This is a genomic window from Lacisediminihabitans sp. H27-G8, from assembly GCF_046156175.1.
Lineage (GTDB): Bacteria > Actinomycetota > Actinomycetes > Actinomycetales > Microbacteriaceae > Lacisediminihabitans.
Genome location: NZ_JAYLVL010000004.1, coordinates 183550 through 204732, shown reverse-complemented (window position 1 = coordinate 204732; position 21183 = coordinate 183550). Strand labels below are relative to the sequence as shown.

General features: G+C 64.9%; 19 protein-coding genes, 1 tRNA gene and 1 pseudogene. 14 read left to right on the top strand and 7 right to left on the bottom strand.

Features of this window, described 5'->3' with window-relative positions:
* Nucleotides 1-113 precede the first annotated feature (113 nt).
* Both VLI63_RS13935 and VLI63_RS13930 read left to right on the top strand, forming a co-directional pair.
* Nucleotides 114-542: an Hsp20/alpha crystallin family protein gene (locus VLI63_RS13935; protein WP_409157462.1), complete on the top strand. Its 429-nt coding sequence runs from the start codon at nucleotides 114-116 to the stop codon at nucleotides 540-542.
* Nucleotides 543-597: 55 nt separating this feature from the next.
* On the top strand, nucleotides 598-852 hold the full coding sequence (locus VLI63_RS13930) for a hypothetical protein (RefSeq protein WP_409157461.1): 255 nt from the start codon (nucleotides 598-600) through the stop codon (nucleotides 850-852).
* A 38-nt stretch (nucleotides 853-890) separates the two neighbouring features.
* Here the strand turns inward: VLI63_RS13930 and VLI63_RS13925 are convergent, their stop codons facing one another.
* The gene (locus VLI63_RS13925; RefSeq protein ID WP_409157460.1) at nucleotides 891-1739 is read right to left on the bottom strand and encodes a Ku protein; all 849 of its coding nucleotides are present in this window, start codon (nucleotides 1737-1739) and stop codon (nucleotides 891-893) included.
* Between the two features lie 117 nt (nucleotides 1740-1856).
* Between VLI63_RS13925 and VLI63_RS13920 the strand changes: the two genes are divergently transcribed.
* From VLI63_RS13920 to VLI63_RS13905, 4 genes are all read left to right on the top strand, one after another.
* Complete coding sequence (locus VLI63_RS13920; RefSeq protein ID WP_409157459.1) at nucleotides 1857-4292, top strand: ATP-dependent DNA ligase; 2436 nt, start codon at nucleotides 1857-1859, stop codon at nucleotides 4290-4292.
* A gap of 107 nt (nucleotides 4293-4399) precedes the next feature.
* A complete protein-coding gene (locus VLI63_RS13915) occupies nucleotides 4400-5383 on the top strand; it encodes a cytochrome c oxidase assembly protein (protein WP_409157458.1) in 984 nt (327 codons plus the stop codon).
* Nucleotides 5380-6243 (top strand): cytochrome c biogenesis CcdA family protein, encoded by an 864-nt coding sequence (locus VLI63_RS13910; RefSeq protein ID WP_409157457.1) that lies wholly within the window; start codon nucleotides 5380-5382, stop codon nucleotides 6241-6243. The genes VLI63_RS13915 and VLI63_RS13910 overlap by 4 nt, the downstream gene beginning before the upstream one ends.
* Complete coding sequence (locus tag VLI63_RS13905) at nucleotides 6240-7454, top strand: redoxin domain-containing protein (RefSeq protein WP_409157456.1); 1215 nt, start codon at nucleotides 6240-6242, stop codon at nucleotides 7452-7454. Before VLI63_RS13910 ends, VLI63_RS13905 begins: the two co-directional genes overlap by 4 nt.
* A 10-nt stretch (nucleotides 7455-7464) precedes the next feature.
* On the opposite strand, the gene VLI63_RS13900 is transcribed toward VLI63_RS13905, so the two are convergent.
* A complete protein-coding gene (locus VLI63_RS13900) occupies nucleotides 7465-9261 on the bottom strand; it encodes a chloride channel protein (protein ID WP_409157455.1) in 1797 nt (598 codons plus the stop codon).
* A gap of 502 nt (nucleotides 9262-9763) precedes the next feature.
* Here VLI63_RS13900 and VLI63_RS13895 point away from each other — a divergent pair.
* The 5 genes from VLI63_RS13895 (at nucleotide 9764) to VLI63_RS13875 (ending at nucleotide 16256) form a co-directional block, all read left to right on the top strand.
* Complete coding sequence (locus VLI63_RS13895; protein WP_409157454.1) at nucleotides 9764-11074, top strand: glycine betaine/L-proline ABC transporter ATP-binding protein; 1311 nt, start codon at nucleotides 9764-9766, stop codon at nucleotides 11072-11074.
* Nucleotides 11071-12015 (top strand): ABC transporter permease, encoded by a 945-nt coding sequence (locus VLI63_RS13890; RefSeq protein WP_409157453.1) that lies wholly within the window; start codon nucleotides 11071-11073, stop codon nucleotides 12013-12015. Before VLI63_RS13895 ends, VLI63_RS13890 begins: the two co-directional genes overlap by 4 nt.
* A gap of 43 nt (nucleotides 12016-12058) precedes the next feature.
* Nucleotides 12059-12961: a glycine betaine ABC transporter substrate-binding protein gene (locus VLI63_RS13885; protein WP_409157452.1), complete on the top strand. Its 903-nt coding sequence runs from the start codon at nucleotides 12059-12061 to the stop codon at nucleotides 12959-12961.
* A 187-nt stretch (nucleotides 12962-13148) separates the two neighbouring features.
* A complete protein-coding gene (locus VLI63_RS13880; RefSeq protein WP_409157451.1) occupies nucleotides 13149-15704 on the top strand; it encodes a transglycosylase domain-containing protein in 2556 nt (851 codons plus the stop codon).
* Between the two features lie 78 nt (nucleotides 15705-15782).
* Complete coding sequence (locus VLI63_RS13875) at nucleotides 15783-16256, top strand: MarR family winged helix-turn-helix transcriptional regulator (protein WP_409157450.1); 474 nt, start codon at nucleotides 15783-15785, stop codon at nucleotides 16254-16256.
* A 72-nt stretch (nucleotides 16257-16328) separates the two neighbouring features.
* On the opposite strand, the gene nhaA is transcribed toward VLI63_RS13875, so the two are convergent.
* Together nhaA and VLI63_RS13865 are read right to left on the bottom strand one after the other, a co-directional pair.
* Nucleotides 16329-17507: a Na+/H+ antiporter NhaA gene (nhaA, locus tag VLI63_RS13870; RefSeq protein ID WP_409157449.1), complete on the bottom strand. Its 1179-nt coding sequence runs from the start codon at nucleotides 17505-17507 to the stop codon at nucleotides 16329-16331.
* 129 nt (nucleotides 17508-17636) lie between these two features.
* Entirely contained in the window at nucleotides 17637-18044 is a 408-nt protein-coding gene (locus VLI63_RS13865; RefSeq protein WP_409157448.1) for a hypothetical protein, read from the bottom strand.
* Nucleotides 18045-18127: 83 nt separating this feature from the next.
* Between VLI63_RS13865 and VLI63_RS13860 the strand changes: the two are divergent.
* The 3 genes and pseudogenes from VLI63_RS13860 to VLI63_RS13850 all read left to right on the top strand — a co-directional run bounded on the left by VLI63_RS13860 (nucleotide 18128) and on the right by VLI63_RS13850 (nucleotide 19739).
* Nucleotides 18128-18676 (top strand): annotated as a pseudogene (locus VLI63_RS13860) (NADPH-dependent FMN reductase).
* A 445-nt stretch (nucleotides 18677-19121) separates the two neighbouring features.
* Nucleotides 19122-19607, top strand: coding sequence for a hypothetical protein (locus VLI63_RS13855; RefSeq protein WP_409157447.1), 486 nt, complete (start codon nucleotides 19122-19124; stop codon nucleotides 19605-19607).
* A 59-nt stretch (nucleotides 19608-19666) separates the two neighbouring features.
* Nucleotides 19667-19739, top strand: a tRNA-Ala gene (locus tag VLI63_RS13850).
* Nucleotides 19740-19887: 148 nt separating this feature from the next.
* Here the strand turns inward: VLI63_RS13850 and VLI63_RS13845 are convergent.
* Genes VLI63_RS13845 through VLI63_RS13835 form a run of 3 tightly spaced genes read right to left on the bottom strand, consistent with a single transcriptional unit; the run spans nucleotide 19888 to nucleotide 21027 of the window.
* Entirely contained in the window at nucleotides 19888-20319 is a 432-nt protein-coding gene (locus VLI63_RS13845) for an NUDIX domain-containing protein (protein ID WP_409157446.1), read from the bottom strand.
* Nucleotides 20316-20801, bottom strand: a complete 486-nt coding sequence (locus tag VLI63_RS13840; protein WP_409157445.1) for a low molecular weight protein-tyrosine-phosphatase — start codon at nucleotides 20799-20801, stop codon at nucleotides 20316-20318. Before VLI63_RS13840 ends, VLI63_RS13845 begins: the two co-directional genes overlap by 4 nt.
* Nucleotides 20802-20805: 4 nt before the next feature.
* On the bottom strand, nucleotides 20806-21027 hold the full coding sequence (locus VLI63_RS13835) for a hypothetical protein (RefSeq protein WP_409157444.1): 222 nt from the start codon (nucleotides 21025-21027) through the stop codon (nucleotides 20806-20808).
* Nucleotides 21028-21183 lie beyond the last annotated feature (156 nt).

Genomic DNA, 21183 nt, shown 5'->3' with positions numbered 1-21183 from the left:
CCGCTTTCCCAGGAAATTTTGAGCGTATGCAATCTTGATCACGGAGATTGCCGGTGTTAAAAAATTGCTAGTGAGTCACTCGGACTCATCTTCACGAAAGGGGAATCCTCATCATGGCAATGTCTTTTGATCCTTTCAGCGAAATGGATCAACTCGCGGGAATGCTTCTCGGTGGCCGACCCGGCCCGAAATTCATGCCCGTCGATCTGTACCGCGAAGGTGACCGCTACATCCTCAGCGCGGACTTGCCGGGCATCGACCCGGGCTCGGTCGATGTGGATGTCGACGGGCAACTCCTCACCATCCGCGCACAACGCACGGCCGGCTCGGCCGAGGGCGCGAAATGGTTGGCACACGAGCGCCCCTCGGGATCGTACCTGCGCCAGTTCAGCCTTGGCGAGGGTGTCGATCCGGAGAAGATCAGCGCCCACTACGACAACGGCGTATTGAGCGTCATCCTGCCCGTGAGCGAGAAGGCGAAGCCGCGGAAGATCCAGATCGTCTCTGGAGCGAACACTGCGGAGACCCGGATCACGGCCTAGGGGCCAAGACAGGGAGCACTCCATGCCGAGTCTCGTTCGGGCGGACAAGGATTCGATGAGCGATCGATTTCTCCGCATCATCCTTGCGGACCCGGAGCTGGTCGAACTCGAGTTCGAACAAATCGTTCACGACGCGCCGCAGCCCTCCGTGAAGACTGATGTTCTTCTGCGGCATCTCCGGTCGGTGAGCTGGCACTCTCCCGAAGACCGGAAAAACGAGCACGGTTCCGAAGAGGCATCGACTCCGCTGGCGTCGGAGCGATCGCCGCCTGCGCGCCGATTGCCGAAATCGACCCCATCCCACAACTGAAGAGGTGGCTCGACGCGATGTCGAGCCACCTCTTCCCGTCAGGCGCTTCTCTTGCGCGTCGGCTTCTTCGCGACCGCCTTGTCCTCTGGGGGAGCGGAAGCCTGACGATTTTTCGCCACACTCTGCTTGAGGGCCGTCATCAGGTCGAGGACCTCACCGCCCTCATCCTCGGGGGCGGGCTCTCCGAAGGTCTCTTCGGTGCTCATCGCATCGCCCTTCTCGAGCTTTGCGGCGATCAACTCGCGAAGCTGCTCCTGGTAGTCGTCGGTGAACTTCTCGGGAGAGAAGTCGGTGGCGAAGGAATCCACCAATGCCGAGGACATGTCGAGCTCCTTCGACGAGACTCGCACCGAGCCATCCAGCGCCGGAAAGCTGGCTTCGCGCACCTCGTCATCCCACAGCAGAGACTGGAGCATGAGCACGTCGCCGCGCACCCGAAGGGCTCCGAGCCTCGTCTTCTGGCGCAGGGCGAAGTGCACGATCGCCGTGCGGTCGGTCGCCTCGAGCGTTCGCCTCAACAACACGTACGCCTTGATCGATGGGCCATCGGGCTCGAGGAAGTAGCTGCAGTCGAACATGATCGGGTCGAGCTGTTCGGAGGGCACGAACTCGACGACAGAGATCTCGCGGCTCTTCTCCTCGGGAAGTTCCTGCAGATCCTTCTCCGTCAGGATCACGGTCTTGCCATCATCATCGAATGCCTTGTCGATGTGTTCGAAGTCCACGATCTTTCCGCAGATCTCGCATCGCCTCTGGTACTTGATCCGCCCGCCGTCCTTGTCGTGCACCTGGTGGAGCCGCACGTCGTGGTCCTCGGTAGCGCTGTAGACCTTCACCGGCACATTGACCAGCCCGAAGGCGATCGCGCCCTTCCATATGGATCTCATACCGTCATGATCCCCGTCGAGACTCGAGAAGTTAAGCCCCCTCCGATGTCAACCACTGGCTGACCGCGTGCCCAGGATGCACGATGGAATCCCAGCAACTGCAGGAGGAGGGTCCCGGTGCCGCAGAAGACTGTCGTGGAGGTCGGGGGCCATCGGATCACCCTCACCAACCTCGACAAGGTGCTCTACCCGCAAACGCAGACGACCAAGCGTGATGTCCTGTCGTATTACGCGGCCGTGGCTGACGTCCTGATCGCCCATGCCGCCCAGCGCCCCGCGACCAGAAAGAGGTGGGTCGACGGGGTCGGCACTGCGGCGCATCCCGGGAAAGCGTTCTTGCAGAAGAACCTGGACGATGCGACCCCCGCCTGGGTGAAACGCCGCGCGATCGAGCACAGCAGCCACTCCAACGAGTATCCGCTCGTGAACGATCTCGCGACCCTCACCTGGCTCGGTCAGATCGCCGCTCTCGAAATCCATGTTCCGCAGTGGCGATTCGGCCGCACCGGGCATCCGCTCAATCCGGATCGCCTCGTGCTCGACCTCGATCCCGGCGAGGGGGTCGGGCTGGCCGAGTGCGCGGAGGTCGCCCGGCTGGCGAAGGCGATTCTCGACGGCATGGGGCTTCCTGCGATCCCGGTCACGAGCGGAAGTAAGGGCATCCACCTCTATACCCCGCTCGATGGGTCCCAGGATGCGGCCGGCATCAGCGCGGTGGCCCACGAACTCGCCCGTGCCCTCGAGGCAGACCACCCCGAGCTTGTCGTCAGCGACATGAAGAAGTCGACGCGCCGGGGAAGGGTCCTGGTCGACTGGAGTCAGAACAACGGGGCTAAGACCACCATCACTCCCTATTCGCTCCGCGGCAGGGACCGCCCCACCGTCGCGGCCCCGCGCACCTGGAGTGAGTTGGAGGCGGAAGACCTTCGGCAGCTCGAATACTCGGAGGTGGAGGCGCGCCTCAAGACGATCGGCGATCCGCTCGCGGCGCTCGTCGCAGGGCACCTCGAATCACTCGAGCCCACCACGGAGCACCGGTCGCGATTCGAGGCATCCGCAGCAAGTCTCGACCGGTTGGCCGAGTACCGCCGCAAGCGAGATGCCACAAAGACCCCCGAGCCGGTGGCCACTCAGCACTCCACGCCTTCTGCCGGCAACAGTTTCGTCATCCAGGAGCATCACGCTCGCCGGCTCCACTGGGATTTCCGACTCGAACACGACGGTGTGCTCGTCAGTTGGGCCCTGCCGAAGGGCGTTCCCACGAATTCCGCACAGAATCATCTCGCCGTGCAGACGGAGGACCATCCGCTCGAATACGGCACCTTCGAGGGCAGTATTCCCGCGGGGGAATATGGCGGAGGCGAGGTGACGATCTGGGACAGCGGAACCGTCGAGCTGGAGAAGTGGCGTGAGGGCAAGGAGATCATCGCCACCCTTCACGGCGAGCAACACGGATCGCACCGCTACGCACTCATCCATACCGGCGGCACGGGACGGGCTGAGAACAACTGGCTGATCCACCTGATGGCGGATGCCTCGTCCGTGGCCCCGAAGCCCGCTCGCTCCCGGAAAGTGGTCGGCTCGAAGCCCGCGGCAGTCCAGACGATTCGCCCGATGCTCGCGACACCGGGCGCTGCCGGACACCTGTCCGATGACGACGAGTGGGCCTTCGAGATGAAATGGGACGGCATCCGCGCCATCGCCTCCGTCAGTGGCGGCGTCGTCACCCTCACGAGCCGCAACGGCATCGACCTGACTGCGAGCTATCCCGAGCTCGCAGCGCTAGCCGACGCGGTGGAGGGCGACGCGGTGATCGACGGGGAGATCGTCGCCGTCTCGCGATCCGGCCGACCCGACTTCGGACTGCTGCAGCGACGGATGGGGCTGACCAAGGAGGCGGAGGTGGCCGCGGCCCGCAGATCGGTGACGGTTCAGTTCATGGCCTTCGACCTGCTCTCCGTCGCGGGGCGATCCCTCCTGAAGGAGCCCTACGACGCCCGGCGCGCCGCACTCGAGCAACACCTCTCCCCGCGAGCGTCGATCCAGCTGCCGCCGGCCTTCGAGGGGGATGAGGACGCGGCGATCGCCAGCAGCCTCGAGCTGCGCCTCGAGGGCGTTGTTGCCAAGAAGCGCGACAGCGGCTACCTGCCGGGTAAGCGATCCCGCAACTGGGTGAAGATCAAGCATCACCGCACCCAGGAGGTCATCGTGGGAGGCTGGACTTCCGGCCGGGGCAACCGTGCGGGTCGGATCGGAGCGCTCCTGCTCGGCGTGCCGAAAGATGGTCGTCTCAGCTTTGTCGGGAAGGTCGGAACCGGGTTCAGCGATGCGGATCTGGACGCCGTACTCGAGCGACTCGCTCCCCTCGCCCGCACCACCAGCCCCTTTGCAGACATCGAGACGACAGATTCCGCGGGTGCCCACTGGGTGACCCCCCAGCTCGTGGGCGAAGTCGAGTTCGCAGAATGGACCGCCACGGAGCGACTCCGCCATCCCACCTGGCGCGGGTGGCGCCCGGACAAGTCGCCCGACGACATCACCATCGAGGACTGACCCGACCTGAACCCGGCTTCTGTCCACTCAGGCAACACCCATCGCACTTGAGTGTATTCTTGCAATAGTTGTGCGGTTGCAAGAGAAACAGGGTGGACGTGGCGGGCATGGATGACATGACCGGCCCGATGTGGATGCCGCAGCTGCCGCCAACGCTCGCCAGGCTTCTGGCCTGGCATCCGCAACCGATTCCGGTCATCCCCCTTCTCATGGCGGCTCTGCTGGCGCTCTATCTTCTCGGGGTCTGGCGGCTTCAGCGCCGCGGGATCGCCTGGCCGGTGCAGCGCACCGTCTGGTGGGTGGCCGGAATCGTTTCGGTTCTGCTCGTCACCGCGACGGGCATAGACGGCTACGGCATGGAACTCTTCAGCGTGCACATGGTGCAGCACATGACGCTGAGCATGCTCTCCCCCGTCTTCCTCGTGCTCGGCGCTCCGGTCACCCTGCTGCTGCGCGCCCTCCCGGCGAAACACGGCGGCGGGATCAACTTGCGAAAGGTGATCCTGCGCGTTCTGCACTCTCGAATCGCGGGTTTCTTCACCCACCCGGTCATGACAGTCGCCCTGTTCCTGATGAGCCTCTACGGCCTGTATTTCACGCCGGCCTTCGACTTTCTGATGGGCTCGATGTGGGGCCATAACGTGATGCTCCTCCACTTCCTGCTCATCGGGGCGCTCTATTTCTGGGGCGTCATGGGCGTGGATCCGTCACCGCGACAGGCGAGCCGGGGGATGCGGCGACTCAGCGCACCCGTGCTGAGGATCTTCGAACTCGTCATCACGGTGCCCTTCCATGCCTTCTTCGGGGTGATCGTGATGATGTCCGTGGATCTTCTCGTGCGCTTCTATGCACACCCGGATCCGAGCTGGGGCATCAGCGCGCTCGCCGACCAGGCACTGGGCGGAGGCATCGCGTGGGGGTTCACCGAACTGCCGACCCTCATCGTGCTCGGAGTGCTGTTCTTCCAATGGCAGGGGCACGAGCGGCGCCACGAACGCACGGCGAACCGCAAGGCGGATGCCGACGGCGATGCCGAACGACTCGCCTACAACGAATACCTCTCGTCCCTCGCCAGCCGGGATGCCCGGTGACGGGTTCCACCGCGGTGGTCTACGCCTTCACCCTCGGCCTCATCGCGGCGGTCAACCCGTGTGGTTTCCCGCTGCTTCCCGGCTACCTGGCGCTGTTCGCCCGCAGAGATCTCCGCACGGCACCGGGGCGGCGCGCGGCAGCGGCCCTCATCGCGGGCGGGAGCGTAACCCTCGGTTTCATCGCCGTCTTCGCGACGGTCGGACTGCTCGCCTCGGTCGCAGCACAATGGATCATCGGAGCCGCGCCCTGGTTCATGATCGGGTTCGGCGCCGCACTCGCGGCGTTCGGGATAGCGGGCCTGTGTGGCAGGCAACTGCGGATCTCCCTTCCTGCCGTCCGATTTCGCCCGGGCACGGGGGTGGTGTCGATGGCCGGCTTCGGCGTCGCCTATGCCGTCGGCTCGCTGACCTGCGCGTTTCCCCTGTTCCTCGCCGGAGTCGCCGGTAGCTTCACCCGCCTGGGGCTGCTCCCCGGGATCGCTACCTTCCTGGCCTACGGGCTGGGCATGGGCACCCTCGTCACCGGTCTGAGCCTGATCACCGTGCGCGCGGGTGGGGGAATCACCCGTCGGTTGCGGCGAGCAAGCCGACTCGTTCCGGTCGTCGCGAATGTCCTCGAGGCCACCGTGGGTCTGTATCTGGTCTTCTACTGGGTCACCGACCTCGTCGATCCGCACGCAGTGACCGCTGAGACCCTGGCGGTCGGCACGATCCAGCAGGCCGTCAGCAACGCCGTATCGACTGCGCCGTTCGTGGTCGCCTGCGCCCTGGGGGCCACGGTCATCGTCGGCTTCGCCATCGCCGCCTTCTCTGCACGGCGGCATCCGCACCCCGACAGCCAGGGAGAACAGCTCAGATGAAAAACGACCAGGCGAGAGTCACGAATCCGGCCGGCGGCCCGCGCGGCCTTCTCTGGGCCACGATCGGAGGAGTGGTCGCCCTCGCTCTTGTGGTCGTGGCCGTCGTCGCACTGGTTCCCGTCGCACCGTCGACGCCCGGATCCGCCGCAGACGACCCCGCGGGAATCGGCCGGCCGGCCGCATCCCTGCTCGAACTCGCGAACCTCGGCGTGAGCCACACCCGCATGCCCGACTTCGCTCTCACCGACCAGCGAGGAAAGCCACTCAGCCTCTCCCAATTCGCCGGGCGCGCGGTGGTACTCAGCTTCGACGACGACGAGTGCGAGGATCTCTGCACCCTGCTCGCCCAGGACGTCACGGCTGCCGACCACGCTCTCGGCGCCCGTGCGAAGGATGTCGCCTTCGTATCGGTCAATGCGAATCCGTACCATCCCGCGGTCGATGCCGTGAAGGCCTGGACCGATGCCCACGGCCTCGCATCCGCGAGCAACTGGTACTTCGGCACGGCCCCCGCGGCGACCCTTGCATCGGTAGCGAAGAAGTACGGCGTGCCCATCACTCTGCATGCGAAGACCCGCACGGTGGATCACGGCGCCCAGCTGTTCTTCATCGACCCGAGGGGTGTCGAAGCCCAGGTCGGCGGGTTCGGCACCGGGGCGGCGAGCACGGCCCTGTTCGGTCACGCGATGGCCAAGCTGGCGGTCTCCCTTCTCCCTGCGGCCGAACGTGGATCGGTCGGTGGCCCGGCAGTGACGGCATCGGTAACCGGCTCTGGGCAGCTCGGTGACAGCGCGACTCCGGCGCAGCTGCCAGCCCTCGGCACATCGTCGTCCCGGATCGGTACCGCTCCGACAGCCGGAAAATACGAGGTGATCAACTTCTGGTCGAGTACGTGCACCGCCTGCGTGCAGGAACTCCCCCAGCTGCAATCCGAGTTCGTCAAGGACGGCCGAACCGTGGAATTCATCGGCGTCGACGTGTCGGACGCGGCCGGTTCCGCGGTCGCCTTCGCCGCGCACGCCGGTATCACCTACCAACTGGCGGCGGACCGGTCCGGAACACTTGCGGGCGAGTTCCAGATCACCGGGCTGCCCTACACGGTGATCCTCGATCCGGCGGGCACAGTGCTCGTGCGGCACCCCGGAGCCTTCACCGCCGAGCAACTCGACTATGTGCTCCATACCTTCGACCCCGCTCTGGGCGGCTCCTGAGCGAGCGAGGCTAACGTTCGCCGGCGAGTGCGCGCAGCACCGCGTTCTGGTCGAGCCAGCCCCGAAGTATCCCTGAATCGTCGACGACGGGCACGCCGTCTTTGTCGGCGGTGGCCAGCACCGTGTCGAGGGCACCGTCGAGGGTCGACCCGGGCAGAACGGAGTCGATGAGCTCGCTCAGTTCCCCCGCGGTGAGAGTGGACGCATCGTCGTCATTGGCCAGGGCGTCGGTGACCGCCCGCACGGTGAGCACCCCGGCATAGTCGCCACCGATCGATGTGACCGGCAGGGCAGATCTGCCCGATGCGATGAGCAGACTCGCACCGTCTCTCGCGAGAGCGCCCTCCGCAATGGTGGGCGGCGTCCCCATGACGTCTCGAACGTGCACCGCGTGAAGAGCCGTGTTGGCCGGTGCCATGCCGATATTCACCCCGCGCCGACGGAGCTTCAGGGTGTAGATCGTGTCTGTGGTGAGCAGTCGAGAGGTGCCGGTCGCCACGATGATGGCCAGCAGCAGGGGCAGGATGATGCTGTATTCGCCGGTGAGCTCGAACAGGATGATGCCGGCGGTGATCGGCGCGCGAGTCGCACCGGCGAAAACGGCGCCCATCCCGACGAGGGCGAAGGCCCCGGCCTGACCGGCGAGACTCGGGATCACCAGCCCAACGACGTCGCCGAAGGCCGCGCCGAGCATGGCGCCGATGAAGAGAGAGGGCGCGAATACACCACCGGATCCGCCGATTCCGATGGTCAGGCTCGTGGCGATGATCTTGGCCACCAGCAACAGGATGAGCATGCCGAGCGCATAGCCGCCCATGACGCTCTTCTCGAGCACCGGGTAGCCGACCCCGTACATCTGCGGTATCGCGAACAGCAGCAACCCCAGAAGCAGACCGCCCGCGAACGGACGCAGCCACTCGGGTCCGCGCCAGGCCCAGTCGCAGAAGTCCTCGACCGCGTAGAGCACCCTCGTGAAGCCGACGCCCACGAGCCCGGCGAACAGGCCAAGCACGGCGAACAGCGCGAACTGCGAGGGATTCGCGACGGTGAACGTCGGCAGAGTGAGGAACGGGTGATCGCCGAGCATCGAACGGCCGACGACGGATGCCGTGATCGAGGCCAGCATCACGGCACCGAAGGACGCGGCGGCGAAATCACGGAGGAGAAGCTCGAGAGCGAAGAAGACTCCCGCGATGGGAGCGTTGAAGGTCGCGGCGATTCCCCCGGCCGCACCGCACGCGACAAGGGTGCGCACTCGCGATTCCGGCATGCGCATGACCCGTGCGAGAGTCGACCCCATCGCCGATCCGATCTGCACGATGGGGCCCTCGCGGCCGACCGAACCACCGGACCCGATGGTGATGGCAGAGGCGAGAGCCTTGACCACCGCGACCTTGCCGGGGATCCGCCCCCCGCGTTTGCTCACGGCGTACATGACCTCCGGCACACCGTGACCTCTGGCCTCGCGGGCGAAGCGATCGACCAGGGGGCCGTAGAGGAGGCCGCCGACGGAGGGAGCGATGATGACGAAGGCGCCCCCCAGCCACGGAAGCCACGGATTCGCCGGGTGGCCAACAGACGACGAATAGTCCTGGGTCCCCGTGAACACGAAAGTCGCCGCCGTGACCAGCCAGCGGAATGCCACCGCGGCGAGGCCCGCGCCGGCACCCACGATGACCGCAGGCACGACCAGCTGGAGGGATGCCAGACCAAGGCGGTCGCCGAAAGGCTTCGCCCCCCACAACCAACGAAAAGTCCACCATCGTCGGCTGGGCTCGACCCATCGTTCCCGCACAGCTGCCGCCATCACTTCACTCTCTGTATCCGTACACAGTCTGTATTCATGCAATAGTTGCAAATATGCACTGATAACCGTAGCACGGACGCGCCAGAGCGATGTCCGTCTGTCCGATCCGCCGGGTGAAGGTAACAAAACTGCAACTCCTTGGAACGGGGCCGGATGCCTGCCAGCGCGGGGAATCCCGCCGCGGTCCGCACCGGGAACCGAGCGGTTTCGGGCACTCCGCCCGACCTCGACCGTGCGGATGTTGCTAGCCTCGTTGTGGCCCATTTGGCCCAGAGAGCCCAGTCCGCGCTCCCGTCCCACAACCCGGTGGGATGTCAACGTATGGTCTTGCGTCGTCGGTACCGCCCCAGGGCAGCACCACCGTGACACTCCGATCGCAGCGCCGGGAAACCGTCGAAATTGCTTGATGTGGGAGTTCGCGGGACGCGTCACAGACCCGGTCGTTACCAACATGAAACGCGTTCGTGATCCGACGGATCGCTGTCGCGCGTCTGGAGATCCCATGTCAGATTCCACCGCAGTAAGAGTGAAGGGCCTCTACAAGGTCTTCGGCCGCAGACCCCGCGAGGGCGTCAAGCGCCTTCAGGGCGGCGCGACCCGCGATTCCCTCGGCGACGGCACCACGGCCGCCGTCATCGACTCCTCGTTCGACGTGAAGCGCGGCGAGATCTTCGTGGTGATGGGCCTCTCCGGTTCCGGCAAGTCCACGCTCATCCGCATGCTCAATGGGCTCGTCGAGCCGACAGCCGGATCGGTGACCATCAACGACGTCGACATCACAGGCGCGTCACCAGTGCAGGTGCGGGATGTACGCCGTCGAAGCATCTCGATGGTCTTCCAGCACTTCGCCCTCCTGCCGCACCGCACCGTGCTCGACAATGCCGCGTACGCCCTCGAAGTGCAGGGAGTGCCCCTGGCCGAGCGCCGGGAACGCGCCCTCACGGTCGTGAAGCGTGTCGGCCTCGAGGGCTGGGAGAACAAGCTCCCCGGTGAACTGTCCGGCGGGATGCAGCAGCGTGTCGGTCTCGCCAGGGCGCTCGCCGCAGACACCGAGATCCTGCTGATGGACGAGGCCTTCTCGGCACTGGACCCGCTCATCCGGCGCGAGATGCAGGAGCAGCTCGTCGAGCTGCAGGCCGAGTTCGGCAAGACCATCATCTTCATCACCCACGACCTCAACGAAGCGATGTTCCTCGGCGACCGCATCGCGGTCATGCGCGACGGCCGCATCGTGCAGGTCGGGACACCGGAAGACATCCTCACGGACCCGGCCAACGACTATGTCGCCCAGTTCGTGAAGGATGTCGACCGCGCTCGCGTGCTCACCGCCGCGAGCGTCATGGAGCCCGTGCGTGCCCTCATCTCCTCGACCGCCGGCCCACGAGCCGCCCTGCGGGTGATGAGAGACCTGCAGACCTCCACGGTCTTCGTCGTCGGCGAAGGCCGCCGATTCCTCGGGGTCGTGCGTGATCGCGACGTGATGCGCCTGGTGAAGAGTTCGGAGACGGACCTGCTGCCCGTCGTGCGCAAGGTCAGCTCGGTGAGCGGGGAGACCGCGCTGTCCGAGCTGTTCGAGGCCGCCGTCGAGAGTTCCCTCGCCGTCGCCGTCGTCGACTCGAGGGACCGACTGCTCGGCGTCATCCCGCGGGTGACACTGCTCGGTGCGCTCGGCAACATCCCCACCTCGACGGGTGAGATCCGGGTGGTCGAACCACCCTCGACAATCCCCGTCGATGTCATCACCGAAACGTTGCTCGCGACCGCCCAGCGTCCCAACGGAGTGTTCGAAACCGCAGAAGGAGAATCCAAGTGAACGGCTTCCGTATCCCCGTCGGCGACTGGGTGACCACCATCGTCGACTTCATCACCCTGCATCTCGGCGGGTTCTTCGACGTCATCTCGACGGTCTTCGGCGGGCTCTACGACGCCGTCGACTTCGCCCTGTCCACTCCGCCATTCTGGGTGATCCTGCTCGTCATCGTGGCGATCTCGGTGTTCGCCAAAGGCTGGCGCTTCGGCATCGGCGTGGCAGTGGGGCTCGGCCTGATCGCCGGGCTCAACCAGTGGGGAAACGCGATGGACACCCTGGCCCTCACCCTCGTGGCGGCCTTCGTCGCTGTGGTCATCAGCATCCCGATCGGCATCTGGGCAGCCCGGTCCGATACCGTGTCAGCGGTGCTCAAGCCGGTACTCGATTTCTTGCAGACGATGCCCGTTTTCGTCTACCTCATTCCCGCCATCATCCTCTTCGGAATCGGGACGGTGCCCGGGATCGTCGCCTCAATCGCTTTCGCCATGGCCCCCGGGGTACGGTTCACCGAGCTCGGCATCCGCGGAGTCGACAAGGAAGTGATCGAAGCCGGTCACGCTTTCGGTTCTTCGCCCGGTCGCATCCTTCTCCAGATCCAGCTGCCGCTGGCTCGGCCCACGATCATGGCCGGCATCAATCAGGTCATCATGCTCTCCCTGTCGATGGTCGTCATCGCCAGCATGGTCGGAGCGGATGGGCTCGGCAAGGACATCATCCAGGCTCTCAGCCGCATCGACGTCGGCCTCGGCGCGGAAGCCGGCCTGTCCGTGGTGATCCTCGCCATCATCCTCGACCGCCTCACCGCCTCCCTCGGTGGGTCGCGGCCGGGCCTCCGGCGCCTGTTCTTCCCGAACCGGGCTCCCAAGAATTCGATCGTCGATGAGTCGATCGAACACACGCCGCGCTCGTCAGAGGCCACCCCGGCCGTCCCGAGCGCGGCATAACCCCATCTCCCGATCCACAGCTTCGGGAAGAAAAGGAACATTTATGAAGAAGCGTCTCTTTGCGTCAATCGCCATTGCAGCAGTCACACTGATCAGCGTCACCGCGTGCGCCTCCAGCGCCGATAGCGGATCGTCTTCAGGCCCATCCAACGGCGACAAAGCCGACCTCAGCATCGGCGTCTTCAACGGCTGGCCAGAGGGCGAGGCCGCCTCGTACCTCTGGAAGACCATCCTGGAGAAGAAGGGCTACTCGGTCGAGCTCAAGAATGCCGACGCGGGACCGGTGTTCGCCGGAGTGAGCACGGGTGCCTACGACCTCGCACTGGACGGCTGGCTGCCGACCACCCACGCGGCCTACATGAAGAAGTACGGCGACAAGATCACCGACCTCGGCGCCTGGAATTCCGACGCGAAGCTCACCGTCGCTGTGAACAAGGATGCGCCGATCGACTCCCTCGACCAGCTCGCGGCCAACGCCGGCAAGTTCGACAACCGAATCGTCGGAATCGAGCCGGGCGCCGGCCTCACCGCAGCGATGACCGACAAGGTCATCCCGGGCTACGGCCTCGAGAAGATGAAGTTCATCACCTCCTCCACTCCCGCGATGCTCTCGGAGCTCAAGTCCGCGACGAGCAAGAACGAGAACATCGCCGTCACTCTGTGGCGTCCGCAGTGGGCCTACGACGCCTTCCCGATCAAGGACCTCAAGGACCCGAAGGGCACCCTCGGCACCGCGGAGTCCATCCACTCACTCGGCAGCACCTCGTTCACGGCCGACTACCCGAAGCTCGCCGGCTGGATCAAGGACTTCAAACTCCCGTCCAAGCTGCTGTTCTCGCTCGAGAACGACATGTACAACGTCGACGGTTCCGTCGACGACTACACGCCGATCGTCGAGAAGTGGATCGCCAAGAACCAGGACTACGTAGACGGTCTCACGAAGTAGCCCGATTCCGCCGCGTTCCCTCTCGCGCCCGGACGGCCCTGCCATCCGGGCGCGAGGGGATCGGGACCATCAGGCTATTTATGTAACATAGCAACTGTTGTGAATATGCAGCTATTGGACCATCCGAAAGGCCGCCCGTGAATCCTGTGACGATTCCCTCGATGTCCGGACTGGCCGGGCAGGCCCGATGACCGGGACGCAGTCCGCCCGCGGTGCGGCTCTCGGCTGGCTCGGGATCGTGGGATTCAGCGTTCTCGCCGGAGTGCTCGTTGCCGCTCTCGCCCTTCCCGCGGTGCTGGTTCCGAGCCGTGCCTCGGCCGCAGCGATCTCCGTGTTCGAGAATCTGCCGGACTACATCACCATCGGTCGCCTCTCCCAACAGAACGAGATCTTCGCAACCCGGGGCGGGAAACCGGTCAGGATCGCCACCGTCTTCGACCAGGATCGCCAGATCGTCGCCTGGGACAGTGTGTCGAAGCTCGTGAAGGATGCCCTGGTCGCGGGCGAGGACCAGCGCTTCTACACGCATGGCGGGGTGGACCTCAAGTCCATAGTCCGAGCAGCCGCCGGCAACGTCGTCGACAATGCGATCACCAGCGGCAGTTCGACCATCGATATGCAGCTGGTGAAGAACATCCTCGTGCAGCGCGCCGTGAAGATCGAGGATCCGGCGGCGCGAGCGAAGGCCTACAAAGCCGCGATCACCGACACGCTCTCCCGCAAGCTGCGCGAGATCAAACTGGCCGTTGGGCTCGACAAGGCCTATTCGAAGCAGGACATCCTGCTCGGCTATCTCAACATCGTCGGGTTCGGCGGCAATACCTACGGCGTCGAGGCTGCGGCTCAAAAATACTTCAGCGTGAGCGCCAAAGACGTGACACTCGCACAGGCCGCCAGCCTCATCGCCATCGTGCAGCAGCCATCCCTGCAGAACCTCGGCGACCCCTCGATGTATGCGGCAAACAAGGTTCGTCGGGACCAGATACTCGCGGACATGCTCACGCAGGGGTACGTCGACGAAGCCGAATACCGGGCCGCCCTCGCCACCACCATCGCCGACGAGGTACACCTGAGCGCGCAACACAGCGGCTGCCTCTACGCCATCGATGCCAAATTCGCGTGCGATTACGTCACACGGCTGGTGCCCACGCTCACCGCGCTCGGCGCCGATGCTACCGAACGCGAGGCGAACTGGGCGCGTGGGGGCTACCAGATCTACACCAGTGTCGACCTCGACCAGCAGGACGTCGCGACCGCTGCACTCCGGCAGAAGGCTCCGGCCGCCACCACCCGATTCGCGCTCGGGGCGTCGGCAGTGTCCGTGCAACCCGGTACCGGACGCATCCTGGTGATGTCGCAGAACAAGGCCTTCGACAACTCCGCACTCGGGGGCGGGTCGTCGACGACCGCGGTGAACTTCAACACGGATAGGGCCTACGGGGGGTCATCCGGATTCCCCACCGGTTCGACCTACAAGATCTTCACCCTCACCGACTGGCTGCAGAACGGCCACGGACTGAGGGAATACGTGAACGGTAGCGTGCGCACCTTCCAACAGAGCTCTTTCTCGGCCTCGTGTTCGAAGCCATTCGTCGGCACTTACCGCCCGCAGAACTCCTCGCGGTACGAGGGCGGATACATGTCGGTTCTGCGGGCAACAGAGGACTCGGTGAACGTGGCCTTCATGACGATGGCCCAACAACTCGACCTCTGTGACATCCGGGATGATGCGACGGCAATGGGCGTGCATCGAGCCGACGGTAATCCACTGGTGGTGAAGCCCTCTTCTGTGCTCGGCGTCAATGAGATAGCCCCACTCACGATGGCTGGCGCGATCGCGACGATCGGCGCGGGCGGCACTTTCTGCACGCCGGTGATCGTCGACAGGATCATCGACCCCGCCGGCAGGACACTCGTGGGCCAGGGCCGCGCCTGCAGCGAAGCGATGTCACCCAAGGTCGCGAACACCGTCGCCTATGCCCTCGGCACCGTGATGACTGGCGGTACGGGCACGAACGGCAACCCCCGAGACGGGGTTCCCCTGGTCGGAAAAACGGGAACCACCGATACGGCCGACCAGAACTGGCTGATCGGCACGACGACGAAGGTCGCTCTTGCGGTGTGGGTGGGAAACATCTCGGGACATCAGGACCTGAGGCGCGTCACGGTGGCGGGCACGAACGGCTACAACACGAAATTCAATGTCTTCCGGACCACGCTCGCGTCGCTGAATACCAACCCCGAGTATCGCGGTGGCGACTTCCCCGCTCCCGATCCGGGCCTCCTTGTGGGCCAGGGGGTTCCGGTGCCTGCCAGCACAGGCAACACCCTGAGCGTCGCCGCAGCGGCGTTGTCCAGCAGAGGCTTGCGGTTCGTGGATGGAGGAACCGTCGTGTCCGGCCTCCCCGCCGGCCAGGTCGCCCGATCCGCTCCCGCGGCCGGCTCGGTCGTCAGCAAGGGCAGTGCGGTGACCCTGTACACCAGCGACGGCTCGCTCGCCGTCACCATGCCGGACGAGGTGGGCAAGCAACGGTCGGCCGCGGTCGATGACCTGGTCCATCGTGGATTCTCCCGCGGACAGATCGGGTTCGACTGGAAGGCCAGCCCGAGTGGGCGCTGCCGGATAAACGCCAGTTCCCCCCGACCCGGGGCGGCGACCAGCGTGGATTCGACCGTGACCCTGACCATTTTGAGCGGCGATCCCCAGTCGGGTACCGCGCCACCCGCCGCGGCATGCCCCTGAACCACACTGCCCGTGTAATCTTGCAATAGTTGCCCGTATGCACTCCACGAAGCGCCATACTCGCAGGACAGGAAAACTGTGAACCAAACTCCCCGTCTCCGAGCCCAGACCACAGAAGCAATCCTGACTTCGTCGCGGGCGCTGCTGGGCGTCGTCGCCCGGTCCGTGTCGCCGGCGCTCGAGTTCGTCACTCTTCCCCAGTTTCGGGTGCTCGTGGTCCTGACCAGTTCCGGGCCGCTTCGGATGGGAAGCCTCGCCGAACGAATGGGTGCGAATTCGTCGACCTTCAGTCGATCGATCGACCGCATGGTGACCGGGGGTTGGGTCGAACGGGGGCCGAGTCCCGACAGTCGACGCGAAGTGTTGATCCGGGCAACCGAATCAGGACGCGCCCTTGTGGACGAAGTCACCGCTCGGCGTCGGCATGCGGTTTCCGACATCATCTCGACCATGTCTGAAGAAGACCAGCGGTCGGTGGTCTCAGCCCTCGAGATCTTCGCGGATGCCGCGAGCGAGCCCGCCGTGGAAGAGCTTCTGATCCTCGGCCTCTAGCCGATCCCTCCACCGGCCGATCCCTCCACCGGCCGATCCCTCCAGAGCAGGGGGCGTCGCCCAGCTTCCCGGTCAGCTCTCGCGCTTCTCGATCGCGAATTCCCTCAGCTCGCGCAACCGACGGTAGTACGCCGCAAGTCGCGAGACGAGAATCGCCGAAATGACGATGGACACCAGGGATCCGAGCAGCACCGCGAGGGTTCCCGCGTCGGCGACCTCCGGATTGCGAGCAAAGGCCAGTTCATTCATCAAAAGCGAGACCGTGAAGCCGACCCCGCCGAGAGCGCCGGCCGTCACGAGCCCCTGGAAGGTCAGCTGCGGTCGCGATCCGCGCGCGACGACGAACGACGAAAGCCATGCGCCAAGGCTGATGCCGACGATCTTGCCGACGGGCAGGGCGACGAGGATGCCCCAGAATGGCGCGGGCAGCTGCGAAATAGCCACCTGGGGAATCGCGACGAGTGCCGCGGAGAACGCAAACAGCGGGAGCACCACACCGTTGCTCATCGGCTCGAGAGCATGCCGGGTGCGCATCCCGGGCTTTCGGGCCATAGCAAGCCCCAGCGCCACGCCCGCGATCGTCGCGTGGATGCCCGACAGGTAGACCAGCGACCAGGTCACCAGCGCGACGGCGACCATGCCCGTGATCACGAGCACCCGCAATCGCGACCCGAGAAAACGGCTGAGCACCCCGAAGAGTGCAACGCCGATCGCCGCGATGCCGATGAGCGCGAGGTTGGGGTCGGAGGTAAAGAACACCGCGATGATAAGGATCGCGACGATGTCGTCCAGGATCGCGAGGGCGAGGATGAAGATGCGCAGCCGGGACGGGATTCCCCGGCCGAAGACCGCGAGCACGCCGAGCGCGAAGGCGATGTCCGTGGCGGTCGGGATCGGCCATCCGCCCTGGTACTTGCTTCCCGCGGTGAAAGCGAGGTAGATCGCGGCCGGCACGATGACACCGCCGAGTGCCGCGATCGCGGGACGAATGGCCCTCGATACCGAATTGAGCTGGCCGACCATCAGCTCGTTCTTCAACTCGACGGCGACCACGAAGAAGAACACGGCGAGGAGGCCATCGCTGATCCAGTGGCCCACCGACAGGTCGAGGGGCGTACCCGGGATGGCCAGGTGCCGGTCTTGCAGCGCCATCAGCGATGGGCCGGCGGGAGTGTTGGCGAGCAGAAGGCCGAGTGCCGCGGCGACAAGCAGAAGAACGGCCGCGACGCGTTCGGAACGGATAATGCTCATGGTGCTCCTTCCCCACGGAAGTGGGTTCAGTCAGGCGGAAGAGCGATCACGCGACCGCCCACCGACCAGACTTCCCGGCACACCAGGAACAATCGTACCGTGCGCCCCCGGGGGACTCGCTGGAGCGGCCTAATGGTGGCTGAGGTGCTCGTCGTCCTTCCAGATCCCGTCGCCGGGCATGTCGAGCCGGTCGGTCAACGACTCGCGCCACTGCGGGGTATCGGTCGGTTCGCCCCAGTAGTCGGTGACCCGCACCGCACTCCCGCCCTCGAGTTCCCCGATGGTGACGTTGCGATACAGACGACCGTCGCCGTAATTGCACGTCCACTCGACCACCACGACATCGGCGAGGCGGAGGCGTCGGCCGACTTCGAGGGTCAGTTCGGGGAAGTTGCCCTCGACGCTGCCGATCAGCTGGCGAGTCCGCACGATCTCGCCCATCTGGGGCCATTGCCGCACCACATTCTCGGCCAGAGGCACGCCAAGGATGTAGGCGAGGCGAGTCTCACCGTTTGATTCTTCTTGATTCGAGTTCATTCAGATCACGTTCCTTCTGTCGTCTTTCACGGTCGTCTTTCACTGCCGATGGCGCCGCAACGGTGCCAGGAAAGCGAGGCCCTATGATCGGTTGGATCATGAGACTCCTGCTTGTTTCCGGCAGCACACGGCAATCATCGACCAACAACGCCGCGCTGGCTACAGTGCGCGATCTTGCTCCGGCCGGCTCCGCCGCGATTCTCTATGGGGGACTGTCTGCACTGCCAGCCTTCAATCCGGACGACGACCACGATCCGGTCCCGGTGGCAGTTGCCGAGCTGCGGGAGCTGATCAGCCAGGCCGATGCCGTGGTCTTCAGCACGCCAGAGTAGGCCGGCACCTTGCCCGGCAGCTTCAAGAACCTCCTGGACTGGACCGTCGGCAGCGAGGTCCTCTCCGCAAAGCCGGTGGCCTGGATCAGCGTCGCCGCCCCTGGGCGCGGCCATGGTGCGCTCGCCACTCTGGCGACCGTGCTCGGCTACATCGAGGCACGGATTCTCGACGAGGTGTGCCTCGACCTCCCCATTGCTCGAGACATGGTGGAGAGCGGGGCTGTCGTGACAACGCCCGAACGCGACGCGCTTGCCCGATGGTGGACTGCACTGCAGGTTCAGCTCGAGACATGCGAGTAGTCACGCGTGACGTGAACGGCGCTTTTCGCTACGACTCTCCGAAGGAATTCAGAGCGGAGCCATGAGCCCACGATCAGACCTCAACGCTGGAGCCGCCTGTCAGAATCGAACTGACGACCTTCTCATTACGAGAGGGACGGTCCGAGGGGTTTGAGCGGGGTAGCTCGGTCTCGGTCAGGGCCCGTATGGCGCGCGATCACGGGGAATAGCGCTCCGAAGCGAAACTAGGTGCGCCCCGAACAGACCCGAGGGGATTGCGGAGGGGTTTCCGCATTCGCGCCCTAAACATCACTTGCTCCAGTGACTGACAACTGTCAATACGTGCCATATCTGTGGACAACTTTGTAGAGTTATCCACAGCCTGTGGATGACACGCCCACAACAACTGTTGTTGGAGTTGTCGGGTGCAGTCGATAGACTGGCCACCAGATAAGGGACGGAGGACATGATGGATCGCGAAGAACTACTGCGAGAGACGAAGGACGAACTCGCCGTCGCGCAACGGCAGGTGCTGCACCTTCAGCAGGTCGTTGACGGGCTCACGGGGCTGCTCGGTGAGTCAGGCTCAACGGTCGCCACTGCTGGCATGGCGGCGTTCGGAGGATCGGGCACGCTGACGACGTCTACCGTCCCTTCTGGACGCACCTTCCTGAAACCACGCGATGCGGTCGAGCAAGTTATGCAGAGCCACCCCAATACTTCGCTGACCCCGGCACAGGTCTTCGAGTCACTCGCGAGCCGGGACCTCATCGATCCTCGAATTAAGTCCGGAGCGAACGCTTACACCACGGCTCTACGGAGACTCGCTGACGACGCGTCCTCGCACATCGTCCGGGACGGGAGCCGCTATATCTACCGTGCGCCCACCACCGTGGGCGACGCGATGATGCTCATCAGCCAAGAACCGGCCACCTACTTGGACGTCACATAAAGAAGTAGCCCCCGCCGAGATCTTCACATCTCGGCGGGGGCGAGGGTCTAACCCAACTTCCCCCTGTAGCTCAATGGATAGAGCAACTCATTTGCGATGGGACGATTCCCGGTTCAAGTCCGGGCAGGGGGACATATTTACTTGCACTATTAGCTTACTCGGCTACGGCGCCGGGAGAAAGGCTCCCACCCGAGGGACACGCCGCGCTCTCAGGAGTGATCGCTTGAAGGCCGAACGCCCCAGAAACGGGGGCGCTGCTGAGCGGCCAGTCCTCGGTCGGCTACGGGGCGCGTAGCGCTGCCCACGTTGCTCGGAAGGCCGGGAGTAACGGCAACTCGGCGACCTGTTCCCCGGCGACCCAGAGGCTTTCGCCCTCCCAGGAGTCGATAGGAGAGAACGGGGCGACGGCGTCGGCGATGACGGTTGTGTAGCTCCACCATCCGTATTCGAGCACCCGCTCCTCGACAACGCGCACCGCAGTCGAGAGCACTCCGCACTCTTCGGCGGCTTCCCGGAGTGCAGCTTCTGCAGCGGTCTCGTGGCTGTTGCGTGCGCCACCGGGGATAGACCACAAGCCGCCGTTCTGCACGAGGAAGGAGCGCCGCTGCATGAGCACGTGTCCATCGCTACGAGTGAGAAGTAGCCCTGCTGCGCCGAATCGCCCCCAGCGTTGACCTTCGGGTCCGGAGACCCAGCCGTCGCCGTCGTTCATGCGGGAACCGTCGCGAGGAGCCTGTCGGAGAGGGTGCGGCAGGCGCGGTCTATCTGCTCGTAGACGGCGGAATACACGTCCTCGCTCTGCATCCACGGGTTGGCGACATCGCCGAAAGTAGCTGGACTGTCGAACATGGTCAGGGTGCGGAGTCGTGGCCAGAGACTCATCGCAACGCGAGGTCGCAGCCGCAGAAACTCCAGCCGGTCCAGCGCCACGATCATGTCTGCGTTGTCGATGTCCTGCTGGGCGACCTGCCGAGCAACGTGCTTAGTCCCATCGAGGCCGTGCGCGGTCATCTGCGCGAGCGACCCGCGGTCCATCGGATAGCCGACGTCCGCAGCGGTGCCCGTTGACCAGACCTCGACGTGCGTAGCGCCTGCGGTGGCGAGGAGGTGCCGAGTGATGATCTCAGCGGTGGGTGAGCGGCAGATGTTCCCGGCGCACAGGAACATCACTCGGAGGGCGGGTGTCTGCGGCATCGTTCTATCTCGGACGGAAGGTGCGCTTGCCGACCTGACGCTCGCCGGTGGAGTCGTGGGTGGTCTCTCCGATCCGCTCGGTCAGTCCCTCTTGACGCATCTCCCGCGCGGCCTGACTCGCGGTCAGCGGGACGCGTCGCCCGTCTGGGGTGGTGCGGTTGTCGCTGCCTCCGCCGTACTCGGTGAACTGTTCCCGGCCGCTCTGGTTGGTGTATCGCTTACCCATTCTCTTCTCCCTTGTTGAGCCCTAAGCCTCGCTCGGAGCGTGTTCTCTCCGCTCGATCCGCAATGTGCACTCACGACTCGACATTGGCCTTTCGCTAATTGGGATTTGCCGGGGTGGGCGCTCCAGCGGGGAGGACAACTTACCGGGTAGATTTAG

Bases quoted from the DNA above. Each gene is read 5' to 3' on its own strand.
- VLI63_RS13935 (WP_409157462.1), top strand. From the start codon at position 114: ATGGCAATGTCTTTTGATCCTTTCAGCGAAATGGATCAACTCGCGGGA.
- VLI63_RS13930 (WP_409157461.1), top strand. From the start codon at position 598: ATGAGCGATCGATTTCTCCGCATCATCCTTGCGGACCCGGAGCTGGTC.
- VLI63_RS13925 (WP_409157460.1), bottom strand. From the start codon at position 1,739: ATGAGATCCATATGGAAGGGCGCGATCGCCTTCGGGCTGGTCAATGTG.
- VLI63_RS13915 (WP_409157458.1), top strand. From the start codon at position 4,400: ATGGATGACATGACCGGCCCGATGTGGATGCCGCAGCTGCCGCCAACG.
- VLI63_RS13905 (WP_409157456.1), top strand. From the start codon at position 6,240: ATGAAAAACGACCAGGCGAGAGTCACGAATCCGGCCGGCGGCCCGCGC.
- VLI63_RS13900 (WP_409157455.1), bottom strand. From the start codon at position 9,261: ATGGCGGCAGCTGTGCGGGAACGATGGGTCGAGCCCAGCCGACGATGG.
- VLI63_RS13895 (WP_409157454.1), top strand. From the start codon at position 9,764: ATGTCAGATTCCACCGCAGTAAGAGTGAAGGGCCTCTACAAGGTCTTC.
- VLI63_RS13885 (WP_409157452.1), top strand. From the start codon at position 12,059: ATGAAGAAGCGTCTCTTTGCGTCAATCGCCATTGCAGCAGTCACACTG.
- VLI63_RS13880 (WP_409157451.1), top strand. From the start codon at position 13,149: ATGACCGGGACGCAGTCCGCCCGCGGTGCGGCTCTCGGCTGGCTCGGG.
- nhaA (WP_409157449.1), bottom strand. From the start codon at position 17,507: ATGAGCATTATCCGTTCCGAACGCGTCGCGGCCGTTCTTCTGCTTGTC.
- VLI63_RS13865 (WP_409157448.1), bottom strand. From the start codon at position 18,044: ATGAACTCGAATCAAGAAGAATCAAACGGTGAGACTCGCCTCGCCTAC.
- VLI63_RS13855 (WP_409157447.1), top strand. From the start codon at position 19,122: ATGATGGATCGCGAAGAACTACTGCGAGAGACGAAGGACGAACTCGCC.
- VLI63_RS13845 (WP_409157446.1), bottom strand. From the start codon at position 20,319: ATGAACGACGGCGACGGCTGGGTCTCCGGACCCGAAGGTCAACGCTGG.
- VLI63_RS13840 (WP_409157445.1), bottom strand. From the start codon at position 20,801: ATGCCGCAGACACCCGCCCTCCGAGTGATGTTCCTGTGCGCCGGGAAC.
- VLI63_RS13835 (WP_409157444.1), bottom strand. From the start codon at position 21,027: ATGGGTAAGCGATACACCAACCAGAGCGGCCGGGAACAGTTCACCGAG.